The organism is Janthinobacterium aquaticum (assembly GCF_009208565.1).
GTDB lineage: Bacteria > Pseudomonadota > Gammaproteobacteria > Burkholderiales > Burkholderiaceae_D > Janthinobacterium.
Map to the genome: position 1 here is coordinate 201,122 of NZ_WFLK01000003.1, position 11,474 is coordinate 212,595.

Sequence of the window (11,474 nt, forward strand, 5' to 3'; positions counted from 1 at the left end):
ACCAAGTAGGTCGGATTAGCCGCGTAGCGGCGTAATCCGACAATATCAGCTGCCAATTGTCGGATTACGCTACGCTAATCCGACCTACCATCCTCTTAACTTAGCGGCATTAGGGACAGGTGGAGGTGTGAAGTGAACTCCCGCCACGGCTGGCGTTGTTGCGTTACACAGGTTCAACAGGTGCCTGGAAGTCAATCCAGGCATTGCAGCCAATGCAAACCGCCAGCCGGACCGGGAGTTCTCTTGCATTATCGCCATTTACCAAGCACCTACGTTGACCTGCATCAAAAGTACTGAAATAAAGCGTGCACGTTGAACTTTGCAAAATGGATATACTTGCCTGATTAATCATATCAGGACGATATCCATGAAGGAAACACTGGCCAACTGGAGCAGCAATCTGCTGCCGCTGGGAAGCGAACTGCTGCTGGGCGCACTGCCTTGGATGCTGCTGTGCGGCGTGCTGGGTTTGCTGCTGGCGGCATTGATCTGCTACCAACTGGCCAGACAATGCCTGCTGGTGCGCCGACCAACTGCCTGGCATGTGGCCGCTAAACTCAGCTATGTGTTGATCCTGCTGGCGCTGCCGCTGCTGGGGATGGCGTTTGGCGCGGTGCACAGCGTGCACCGGGTGGTCAACCAGGCGCTGGTGCGCGACCTGCAGCCGGTGTTTGAAGCCCAGGCGCCGGCGCTGCGCATCTATCTGGAACAGCAGGTACGGCTGGTGGCGCCCGGCCAGCCGCTCAACATGCGCACGCTGATCGCGCCGCTGGTGCAGGACATGCTGTACCGGCCGGTGTCGGACAGCTGGTGGGAGCGCAGCAAGGCGTACTGGGTCAATGAATTCATGCTGCGCCGTGGCAGTGCGCTGCTGACGCAGGTATTGCAGGAACAGTTGATTACCCGCGTGGGCACGCTGGGTGCAGTGCTCAAGGAGTCGGACTTTCGTGGCCAGGCCACGGGCGAACTGGCCCGTCTCGGCACCGACGTGGCGGTACGCCTGACAACCGACGCGGCGCGCCGGATCGACTTCAGCGCGCTCGACACATCGCTGCCGATGCTGCTGGTCGACGCCATCAAGCGCCAGTCGGGCGCCTATTTCAACTCGCTCAAGCTCACGCTGGGATTTTTCGCCGTGCTGGCGCTGCTGATCGTGTGGGCCGAGATTATGGTGTACCGCTATTTCTACTTGCGCAGGTATCAAACCAGCACGCCCGCGGCCAACTGCGTCTGACAGAAGCGTAGCGAGCGGCGGCGAGTTGCGGCCGAGAAGCGCAGCCGTGCTTAAGCACGGTGAGCATCGCCGGCCGCAAATCGTGACGCGCAGTAGCTTATGTCAGGCGCTCTCAGACCTTGCGTTGCGCTACTGCATCAACGACGCAAAGGGCCGTCATATTGACGATACGGCGCACGGTGGCCGATGGCGTCAGGATATGCACGGGCTTGGCGCAGCCGAGCAGGATCGGGCCGACGGCGATGCCGTTGCCGGCCGCCGTTTTCACCAGGTTGTAGGCGATATTGGCCGACTCGATATTGGGCATCACCAGCAGGTTGGCGTCGCCTTTCAGGTCCGAGTTCGGCATCAGCTTGTTGCGCAGCTTGCTGTCGAGCGCGGTGTCGCCATGCATCTCGCCATCGACTTCCAGTTCCGGCGCGCGTTCCTTGATCAGCGCCAGTGCGGCGCGCATCTTCTGCGCCGAGGCGCTGTCGGACGAACCGAAGTTCGAATGCGACAGCAGTGCGGCGCGTGGCGACAGGCCGAAGCGGCTCATTTCTTCGGCCGCCATAATGGTGATCTCGGCCAGCTGGTCGGCGTCCGGATTTTCATTGACGTGGGTGTCAACCATCACCATCTGGCGCTCTGGCAGGATCAGCACGTTCATGGCGGCGTAGACATTGCTGCCGGCGCGCTTGCCCAGCACCTGATCGATATACTTCAGGTGCAGCTGGGTGGTGCCGAAGGTGCCGCAAATCATGCCGTCGGCATGGCCCTTGTGGATCATCATCGAGCCGATCAGGCTGTGGCGGCGGCGCATTTCCAGCTTGGCGTACTCTTCGGTGACGCCCTTGCGGCTGGTCATCTCGTAGTAGGTGCTCCAGTAATCGCGATAGCGCTCGTCGAAGTCCGGGTTGATGATGTCGAAATCGACGCCCTGTTTCAGGCGCAGGCCGAATTTCTGGATGCGCGTTTCCAGCACGGCCGGACGGCCCACCAGGATCGGACGCGCCAGTTTTTCATCGACCACCACCTGCACTGCGCGCAGCACGCGCTCTTCTTCGCCTTCGGCGTAGACGATGCGCTTGAGTTCAGCCGGGGTCGACTTGGCCATCAGGAACAGCGGCTTCATGAAGGTGCCGCTACGGTAGACGAATTGTTGCAGGCTGTCGGCGTACGCTTGCAGGTCCTTGATCGGACGCGTCGCCACGCCCGATTCTTCGGCGGCCTTGGCCACGGCCGGCGCAATCTTGATCAGCAGGCGCGGATCGAACGGCATCGGAATCAGGTATTCCGGGCCGAACGACAGGTTGCTGATGCCATAGGTGGTGGCCACGATATCGGACTGCTCGGCGTGCGCCAGGTCGGCAATCGCGTGCACCACGGCGATTTCCATTTCACGCGTGATGGTGGTGGCGCCGCAATCGAGTGCACCGCGGAAGATGTACGGGAAGCACAGCACGTTGTTGACCTGGTTCGGATAGTCCGAACGGCCGGTGGCGATAATGGCGTCGCTGCGCACGGCCTTGACTTCTTCGGGCAGGATTTCCGGATTCGGGTTGGCCAGCGCCAGGATCAGCGGGTTCGGCGCCATCTGGCGCACCATGTCCTGTTTCAGCACGCCGCCAGCGGACACGCCCAGGAAGATGTCGGCGTCAGGAATGATCTCGGCCAGGGTGCGCAGCGGCGTATCCTGGGCAAAGCGCTCCTTGTCCGGATCCATCAGTTCGGCGCGGCCCTTGTAGACCACGCCGGCGAGGTCGGTCACGTAGATGTTTTTCAGCGGGAAGCCCAGGTCGACGATCAGGTCCAGGCAGGCCAGCGCGGCCGCGCCGGCGCCGGACACCACCAGCTTGCAGTCTTCGATTTTCTTGCCGACCGCTTTCAGGCCGTTCAGGATCGCGGCGCCAACGATAATCGCAGTGCCGTGCTGGTCATCATGGAAGACCGGAATTTTCATGCGGTCGCGCAGCTGGCGCTCGATATAGAAGCACTCGGGCGCCTTGATGTCTTCCAGGTTGACGCCGCCGAAGGTCGGCTCGAGCGAGGCGATAATGTCGACCAGCTTGTCCGGATCCGATTCATTGATCTCGATATCGAACACGTCGATGCCGGCAAATTTCTTGAACAGTACGCCCTTGCCTTCCATTACCGGCTTGGCGGCCAGCGGGCCGATATTGCCCAGACCCAGCACGGCGGTACCGTTGGTAATCACCGCCACCAGATTGCCGCGCGCCGTGTATTTATAGGCGTTGGCCGGGTCGATCACGATTTCTTCGCAGGGAGCAGCCACACCTGGCGAATAAGCCAGCGCCAGATCGCGCTGGTTGGTCAGTTGTTTGGTTGGCGTAACACTGATCTTGCCTGGGCGCGGGCACTCGTGATACTCGAGTGCGGCCTGGCGCAATTGTTGACGCAATTCTTCTTTTTTATCAGATGACGAATCCATGCTGTGCTGCCTTCCTTTTGATCAATCGGGGGTGTCCGCGATTTTATCAGACCGATTCTTTCAACTAGCTAGGTATTTTCCGATACAACAGTCTGATATCACGCAGGCGCATAACCGGCCATTGTAAAGCGTAGCGTTGCCGATAACAGATTTGGTATCAAAAACTATCGGATTATGAATTTCAATTGGCTTGATGAATACAGTTCAATCGAAGTAGTCGTCGATCAGAAAACCGTAATCGCCATCGATCAGTGCTTGCAGATAGGCGTCGAAACTGTCGGCAATCACCTGGTAATTGTCGGGGTCGTGCAGGTAGCGCACGATCTGGCCGCAGCGTCCGCCTGGCGCGGGGGCAAAGTCCACATACAGGCGCGAGCTGCCGCCGTTGTTCATGCAGTGCGAGAAGCACAGCCGCTGGCCTTGGGGCAGGCTGGCATCGATGCGGGCGTCGACCAGGCCTGGCTCTTCCTGCAGATAATGGCCATAGATATCGGCAATGCTGCGCGTGTTGGCGCGATGGTCCTCCAGTATCTGCTCGACCGAACTGAGGTAATAGGGATACTCGAACACGTCCGAGCCGAGCAGATACACCGACACCGTGCCGCCCGCATAGGGCTGGTGCCAGGTGCCGTTGCACTGAGCCAGCAAAGCCAGCAGGCTCGACGGGCATTGCGGATACGCCCCGCGCAAGGCTTCGAGCTGGGCCGCGCTGGCGCCAGTGGCCAGCGCCAGCTCATCGCGCCAGGCTTGCGGCAGCACCTGGCGCAGGCCGGCCAGGTAGCGCTCGACCAGCGCCGAGTGCGCCATGGCGTCAGTCGTCTTCATCGACAAACTCGTAGCCGCGCGCCATCACCAGCTGCAGGTAGGCGTCAAAATCATCGGCAATGACGCAAAACTCGTCTGGGTCGTGCACGTAGCGTACGATCTGCCCCACCACGCCACCTTCACCGGGCACGAAATCGACATACAGCATCGAGGTGCCGCCATTATTCATGCAGTGGGCAAAACACAGGCGCGTGCTTTCGCTCACCTGGGCATCGATGCGCGGATCGAGCGTGAGCCAGTTCGGATCGATCCTGCCATTCTCGCTGTAGGTATCGGCAATGCTGTCGTTGCCCCGTTCGCGGTCTTCGAGTATCTGTTCAACCGAACGCAAATAATACGGATAGCCATTCATGCCGGCATCGGCGCCCAGCATCAGCACCGAGACGGTGCCAGCGTCATATTCCTGCCAATGGCTGCCGTTGATCTGGCCGAGCAAGGCCAGCAAACTGTCCGGGCATAAGGGGTAGGCCTGCTGCAATGCCTGCAGCTGTTCGGCGCTGGCGCCGCTGGCCAGCGCCAGCTCCTCGCGCGGCTCTTCAGGCAAGGCCTGGCGCAAGCCTTGCAAATACTGCTCGACGATCTCCATGGAATTCCTCTGCATAGGGCGGCAATGGCGCCGGGCTGGCGAATATAGCAGTTGCCGCACGGCGGCCAGCGCACGCTAGTGCGGCCGCGAGCGCAAACTGCTCCCCGGTGCAAAGCGCAGCGCCATCACCAGCAGCAGCACCACGCCGCCGGCCATCACCATCCATGCCTGCGCCAGGCTGGACGAATGCTGGCGTATCAGGCCTGCAATAAAGGGCATGGTACTGGCGATCATATAGCCGCCGCCCTGCACAAACCCGAGCAGCGCACCGGCGCTGGCCGGATCGGTCACATGGTCGAGGCTGACAATGAGCGACAGCGGAAACAGCGCACCGATGCCGATACCGAGCAGGATAACCGCTGGCAGCGCCAGTTGCGCAGGTGCCACGATCAGGCACGCCAGGCCAGCCAGGATGGCCAGCAGCACGCCGAGCAGCAACGGGCGGCGGTCAGGGAAACGATTGAGCATGCTCGATACCGCCAGCCCGGCCAGCACCTCCATCAGCGTCAGACCGCCGAGCAGCAGGCCGCTGTCCGATGCGCTCCAGCCGAGCTCGGTATAAAACGGCGGCAACCAGGCCAGCACCAGCGTGTAAGCACCGGTACCGATACCGAAAAACACCATCAGCAGCCAGGCGCGGCGGCTTGCCAGCGGCAGGCTGGCACCAGCGCCACCAGACACCTGCACATGGCTGGCGCTGGCGCGCCGCCACAGCAGCCAGGCGCCGGCGGCAGGCAGCGCCCACAAGGCCAATAGCGCTTGCCAGCCCACCTGCTGCGCCAGCGGCGAAGCGGAGGCAGCAGCAAGCGCTGCACCGCCCATGATGCCGGTAGTATAAAAGCCCATCAGCTGACCGGCGCGCTCGGGGAAATAGCGCTTGATAAACGCCGGCAGCAAGGCCTGCACCAGTGCAATACCGAGGCCACCCAGCGCGGCCGTGGCAATCAGTGCAGCACTGCCGTGCAGGGGCCAGCGCAGGGCGCAGGCCAGCGCGATAATGGCGCTGCCGAGGCTGATACCGCGCACCACGCCAAGGCGACGCTGCAGCTGCGCGCCGGCCAGCGCGCACAGCCCCATGGCAAACACGGGTACGGTGGTGAGCAGGCCGGCGTCGGCACTGCTGATGCCGGTGCCAGCCTGTATCGCATCGAGCAAGGGGCCGATGGCGGCCAGGATGGGCCGTAAATTGAGGCCCAGCAAAATAATGGCGGCCACCAGCAAGGCATTCGACGGCGCGCGGACGGGGATGGATGACATGGATACTCCTTGCCTCGCACGGAGGCACATGGTTTAATGCTTGACGCAAAAATAACTCGACGAAAAGTATCTTAACATGAAGACGAAAAACAATCTCGACATCAAGATAAATGCGGGGACCCTGCCTGCCTCGCCACCCGAGTATTTGCGCGCCCAGTTTGCGGCCAGCCAGTGGCGGCGCGAAATGCCGGAGATGGATACGGGCGCCATGCAGCTTGTCGGGCAGCTGGGTACGGTGGCGCAGCTGATGGCGCGCGACTGGCTTAATCCGCTGTTTGCCGAGCATGGCCTGCAGCCCGGTGAATTCGATGTGCTGGCCACGCTGCGCCGCTCAGGCGCCCCCTACGCGCTGACGCCGACAGCGCTCTACGAGGCAGCCATGCTGTCCTCGGGCGGCATGACCAACCGCATCGATCGGCTCGAAGCGGCCGCGCTGATCGAGCGCAAGAAGCATCCGAGCGACCGGCGCGGCGTGATGGTGGCGCTGACCCCCAAGGGGCACGACCTGATCGAGGAACTGGTGCTACTGCATGTGGCCAACGAAGCGGCGATGCTGGCCGCACTGACTGCGCAGGAACAGCGCCAGCTCGACCAGTTGCTGGCCAAGCTGCTGCAGGGCATGGTGCAGGCTAAGAACGGCTAGCCGGCACGCCGGCCAGCACGGCCGCCAGCTCGCGCAGCGCCGCACTGCCACGGCACGACTGGCGCTGCCACTGTGCCGAAGCCGGGTCGGCATACAACGCCTGCAGATCGGGGCCGGTATGGTCCACCCGCCCCTCGACGTGGGTCAGGAAAAAGTGGCGTGGCCGGCCCCACAGATTGGCGGCAAACTGCAGCACCAGGCCATGCTCGAACAGCAGCGCGCCGCTGCGGCCCTTGTGTCCCAGCAGCACGCGGCAAGGCGGCAGGCCACGCGACATGACACCACGCAAAAACGGCGCCAGGCGCAGCTGGTAGCCCAGCTCCAGACCATTGGCACGCAGCTGTCCATCCTGCTGGTAGACCTTGAACAAAACCTCAACGGGCCGGCCGGCGCGGCGCAGCAGGCGCTGCTCTTCATGCAGGCACAAGCCTGCACCATCGCACAGGCGATAAAAACCGCGCGCGTCCAGCTCGGCCGCATCAAAGCTGTCCAGTCCCACCAGACGCGGATCGCGCAGCCAGCCATCATCGAGAAAGGCCTGCAGTACGGTATGGATATCGGTCAGTGGCATGGTGGGGAGGCAAGTACAGGGACGCTTATTGTAGGCCGGCTTTATAATGGCAGCGCCATCGTTTATCCAGGAACCACTTATGTCCCAGCACGACGCGCTGTCCGAATTCGACCTGATCAAGCAGTATTTCGTACGCCAGCGCCCTGGGCGCGCCACGCTCGGCATCGGCGACGACTGCGCACTGCTCACGCCCGCGCCAGGCCGGCAGATCGCCATTTCGTCCGACATGCTGGTGGAAGACCGCCACTTCTTTGCCGGCGCCGACGCGCGCAAGCTCGGCCATAAAAGCCTGGCCGTCAATCTGTCGGACCTGGCCGCCATGGGTGCGCGCCCGGTAGCCTTTACGCTGGCGCTGGCCCTGCCGCAGGCCGAACGCGGCTGGCTGGCGGCATTTTCCGAAGGCCTGTTTGCGCTGGCCGATGCGCATGGCTGCGAACTGATCGGCGGCGACACCACCAAGGGTCCGCTCAATATCTGCATTACCGTGTTTGGCGAGCTGGCACCCGGCCAGGCACTGCGGCGCGACCGCGCCGTGGCAGGCGACGATATCTGGATCAGCGGCACGCTGGGCGACGCGCGCCTGGCGCTGGCCGGCTACCGCATGGAGCACACGCTGGCGCCGCACGAGATGAGCGAGGCGGCCAGCCGCATGCACACCCCCACGCCGCGCGTGGAACTGGGCTGCCTGCTGGCCGAAACCGGGCTCGCGCATGCCGCCATCGATATTTCCGACGGCCTGGTCGGCGACCTTGGCCATATCCTGAAAGCCTCCGGCGTCGGCGCCACGCTCGACGTGGACGCCCTGCCCGCCGGCCCCGTGCTGGCGCGCCAGAGTGCACAGCTGCGCCGCAGCTATACGCTGGCCGGAGGTGACGATTATGAACTGTGCTTTACGGCGCCGCCGTCATCGCGCGAGCAAATTGCCGCACTGGCCGCGCGCTGCGCCACGCCCGCCACGCGCGTGGGCAGCATCGACACCGCAGCAGGCCTGCGCCTGGTGGACGCGACCGGTGCACCGCTGGACCTGGCACTGCGTTCGTTCGATCACTTCACGCAATAGGTACGTCCTGCAGCAACTGCGCCAGCGCACTGTTTTGCTGCGCCATCGATGGCGGCAGTTCGGCTGCCAGGAATTCGATAAACGCACGCACGGCTGGCACCAGAGCGCGCCGCGATGGAAACACCGCATGCAGCTGGTGTGATGCGGCGCTGTGGCCGGGCAACAGCAGCACCAGGCGGCCGTCGTGCAGCGCTTCATGGCAGACGTTATAGGGCAGCAGGGCCACGCCGGCGCCGCCAATCGCGGCGGCCATCAACAGGTGGCCGCTGTCGGTGACCAGCGCCGATTCGTAGGCGATGTCTGCCGCTGCATTGCTGCCTGGTGCGTGGAGGCGCCAGCGCGCCGGCTCGCCCGGCATGCCGCCCGGTCCCACGCCACGCACGCCCTGCAGCGACTGCACGGTATCGAACGGGCCGTGCGCGGCGACAAACGCGGGGCTGGCCACCAGTATCTGCATGCTGGCGCCGAAAGTGCGCACCACCAGGTTGGAATCGTCCAAGGCGCTGCGGATGCGCAGGGCCACATCAAAGCCTTCGGCAATCACATCGACACGCCGGTTGACCAGCTCCAGTTCGAGGCGCACTTCCGGATGCAGGCATAGAAAACGCGCGAGCAGGGGCGCGAGAAAAATCTGCGCCACGCCGGTGGGACAACTGACGCGCAGGCGACCTGAAGGGCGCGCCCCGGCATGCTCGGCCACCTCCACCGCCGCCCGCGCGGCATGGGTCATCACTTCGCAATGGGCAAAGAATTCGGCGCCCACATCGGTCACGCGCACCACCCGCGTCGAACGCTGCAACAGGCGTACACCAAGGCGCTGTTCGAGTCCGGAAATGCGCCGGCTCACGCGACTTGGGCATGCCCAGCAAGCGTGCAGCGCCCGAAAACGAGCCTTGCGTCACTACAGCGGAAAAAATGCCGAGGTCGTTCAAGTCTTCCATTATTAACCAGACAGTAATAAATCGCGCAGCCAGACAATATTGTTCTATGTGGAGAACAATGTAATCCATTTACTGTGGCTAGTGGCAACTATTTGCCAGCGCTATGCTGAGTCTGTCATTTCACTCAGGAGCCATCATGCAAGTTCTTCATCTCGATTCGAGTATTTCTGGCGACGCGTCCGTTTCACGCGCGATGAGCGCAGCCATCGTCGCTGAAATCACACGCCAGCGCACCCTTGCCGGCGATATGGTGCACGTCACGCAGCGCGACCTGGTGGCGCAGCCGGTAGCACACCTGGACGGCCCGATCGCTGCCGGCTTTCGCCCTCTCGGCCACGCCAGCAGCGACGACACAGTCGCACGCGAGCACGCCATATCGGAGCAACTCGTCACGCAGCTGCTGGCCAGCGACGTGATCGTGATCGGCGCGCCGATGTACAACTTTTCCGTAGCCAGCCAGCTCAAGGCCTGGATGGACCGCGTCGCGCAGCCGGGCCGCACTTTTGAGTACACCGCTCAAGGTCCGGCAGGCCTGGCCGGCGAACGCAGCGTCATCATCGCTTCGGCGCGCGGCGGACTGTATTCGTCCGGTCCGGCGGCGGCCATGGACTTCCATGAAGCCTACCTGAAAGCGTTTTTCGGTTTTCTCGGCATTGGGCATGTCAGCGTGGTGCGCGCCGAACTGCTGAGCAAGGGCGAAACGCTGAAGAACGAATCGATCAGCCATGCCACCGCCAGCATTGCCGGCGCAGTACAAGACCACTTCCGCAACTAAGGAGCCATCAGCATGCTGTTTTCCATCACCTTGCAATACACCAGAGCGGCCGCCGATATTGCCCCGCATCTCGACGCCCATCGCCAGTGGCTGGTCGAATATATCAAGCGCGGGAGCATCATCTTGGCCGGCCCGCTCGAACCACGTACCGGCGGCCTGATCCTGGCCTCGTGCGCCGATATGGCCAGCATGCAGGCCATGATGGAACAGGATCCGTTCATCGTCGAGCAGGTGGCCAGCTACGCGGCGCAGGCCTGCCGCCCGGCGCTCGTTGCCAGCGGTTTTCCTGCAGGCTGGGCGCCTGATGCAAACGTTGTCTAGCCCTGCCATGAATCGACAACATGTTATTACGGCGCTGTTGCTAAGCGTACTATCCTTTACCAGCGCCTACGCGCAACCGGAACAAGCCATGCCCGTCACGTCTGCTGCCATATCGCCATCTTCTCCGACCGTCGCCGGGGTGCAGCCCATCGCTATCGTGCTGGTCCACGGCGCCTTTGCCGACGGCTCCAGCTGGCTGCCGGTAATCGCCATCCTGCAGCAGCGAGGCTACCATGTTACGGCCGTGCAAAATCCCCTCACTTCGCTGGACGACGATGTGCAGGCCACTCTGAAAGTGATCGCACGCCAGCACGGCGAGGTGCTGCTGGTGGGCCACTCGTGGGCTGGCGCGGTGATCAGCCAGGCCGGCAACGATGCCAGGGTGCACGGCCTGGTCTACCTGTCGGCGCTGGTGCCCAACAGCGGTGAATCGGTCAGTGCGCTGCTGGCGCGCCTGCATGCGCCGATGACAGGCCTGGCGCCCGATGCGCAGGGACTGATCTGGCTCGACCAACCCGACATGTACGCGAAAGTCATGGCGGCCGACCTGCCGCCGGCGACCGCGCGCCAGCTGGCGGCGGTGCAGCAGCCGATCGCCGCACGCGCCTTTGGCGACAAGGTGGCGCATGCAGCCTGGCACGACAAGCCAGGCTGGTATCTGGTAACGGACGGCGACCAGGCCCTGCCGACGTCGGTGCAACAGTGCCTGGCCAGCCAGATCAGGGCGACAACGACGGTCATCAGGTCCAGCCATCTGTCGATGCAGTCGCAGCCACAGGCAGTGGCGGCGCTGATCGAACAGGCGGCATCAAGCCTGCAGCAGCGCTGAA

11 protein-coding genes and 1 pseudogene are annotated in these 11,474 nt (G+C 63.1%); 6 read left to right on the forward strand and 6 right to left on the reverse strand.

Translation table 11 applies throughout. The features are described 5' to 3' along the window. Positions 1 to 367: 367 nt before the first annotated feature. Positions 368 to 1,234: a hypothetical protein gene (locus GCM43_RS06390; RefSeq protein ID WP_152242686.1), complete on the forward strand. Its 867-nt coding sequence runs from the start codon at positions 368 to 370 to the stop codon at positions 1,232 to 1,234. Positions 1,235 to 1,346: 112 nt separating this feature from the next. On the opposite strand, the gene GCM43_RS06395 is transcribed toward GCM43_RS06390, so the two are convergent. The 4 genes from GCM43_RS06395 to GCM43_RS06410 form a co-directional block, all read right to left on the reverse strand. Continuing rightward, the gene (locus GCM43_RS06395; RefSeq protein WP_152242687.1) at positions 1,347 to 3,665 is read right to left on the reverse strand and encodes an NADP-dependent malic enzyme; all 2,319 of its coding nucleotides are present in this window, start codon (positions 3,663 to 3,665) and stop codon (positions 1,347 to 1,349) included. Positions 3,666 to 3,869: 204 nt separating this feature from the next. After that, positions 3,870 to 4,490 (reverse strand): SMI1/KNR4 family protein, encoded by a 621-nt coding sequence (locus GCM43_RS06400; protein ID WP_226929354.1) that lies wholly within the window; start codon positions 4,488 to 4,490, stop codon positions 3,870 to 3,872. Then, a complete protein-coding gene (locus GCM43_RS06405; RefSeq protein WP_152242688.1) occupies positions 4,477 to 5,076 on the reverse strand; it encodes an SMI1/KNR4 family protein in 600 nt (199 codons plus the stop codon). The genes GCM43_RS06400 and GCM43_RS06405 overlap by 14 nt, the downstream gene beginning before the upstream one ends. Positions 5,077 to 5,151: 75 nt before the next feature. Beyond that, entirely contained in the window at positions 5,152 to 6,333 is a 1,182-nt protein-coding gene (locus tag GCM43_RS06410) for an MFS transporter (RefSeq protein WP_152242689.1), read from the reverse strand. A gap of 184 nt (positions 6,334 to 6,517) precedes the next feature. Between GCM43_RS06410 and GCM43_RS06415 the strand changes: the two genes are divergently transcribed. Further along, positions 6,518 to 6,976 carry a MarR family winged helix-turn-helix transcriptional regulator gene (locus GCM43_RS06415; protein WP_226929381.1) on the forward strand — a complete coding sequence of 153 codons (459 nt, stop codon included), beginning with the start codon at positions 6,518 to 6,520 and terminating at the stop codon, positions 6,974 to 6,976. On the opposite strand, the gene GCM43_RS06420 is transcribed toward GCM43_RS06415, so the two are convergent. Then, complete coding sequence (locus GCM43_RS06420) at positions 6,963 to 7,547, reverse strand: hypothetical protein (RefSeq protein ID WP_152242691.1); 585 nt, start codon at positions 7,545 to 7,547, stop codon at positions 6,963 to 6,965. The genes GCM43_RS06415 and GCM43_RS06420 overlap by 14 nt on opposite strands. A gap of 79 nt (positions 7,548 to 7,626) precedes the next feature. On the opposite strand from GCM43_RS06420, the gene thiL reads away from it, so the two are divergent. Beyond that, the gene (thiL, locus tag GCM43_RS06425; protein ID WP_152242692.1) at positions 7,627 to 8,607 is read left to right on the forward strand and encodes a thiamine-phosphate kinase; all 981 of its coding nucleotides are present in this window, start codon (positions 7,627 to 7,629) and stop codon (positions 8,605 to 8,607) included. Here thiL and GCM43_RS06430 read toward each other — a convergent pair. Continuing rightward, a pseudogene (locus tag GCM43_RS06430) lies at positions 8,597 to 9,548 on the reverse strand (LysR substrate-binding domain-containing protein). The gene thiL and the pseudogene GCM43_RS06430 sit on opposite strands and share 11 nt — an antisense overlap. 136 nt (positions 9,549 to 9,684) lie before the next feature. Between GCM43_RS06430 and GCM43_RS06435 the strand changes: the two are divergent. From GCM43_RS06435 to GCM43_RS06445, 3 genes are all read left to right on the forward strand, one after another. Beyond that, entirely contained in the window at positions 9,685 to 10,323 is a 639-nt protein-coding gene (locus tag GCM43_RS06435) for an FMN-dependent NADH-azoreductase (RefSeq protein ID WP_152242693.1), read from the forward strand. A gap of 12 nt (positions 10,324 to 10,335) precedes the next feature. Further along, on the forward strand, positions 10,336 to 10,644 hold the full coding sequence (locus tag GCM43_RS06440) for a YciI family protein (RefSeq protein ID WP_152242694.1): 309 nt from the start codon (positions 10,336 to 10,338) through the stop codon (positions 10,642 to 10,644). 88 nt (positions 10,645 to 10,732) lie between these two features. Continuing rightward, positions 10,733 to 11,473, forward strand: coding sequence for an alpha/beta fold hydrolase (locus tag GCM43_RS06445; protein WP_226929356.1), 741 nt, complete (start codon positions 10,733 to 10,735; stop codon positions 11,471 to 11,473). Position 11,474: the final 1 nt, after the last annotated feature.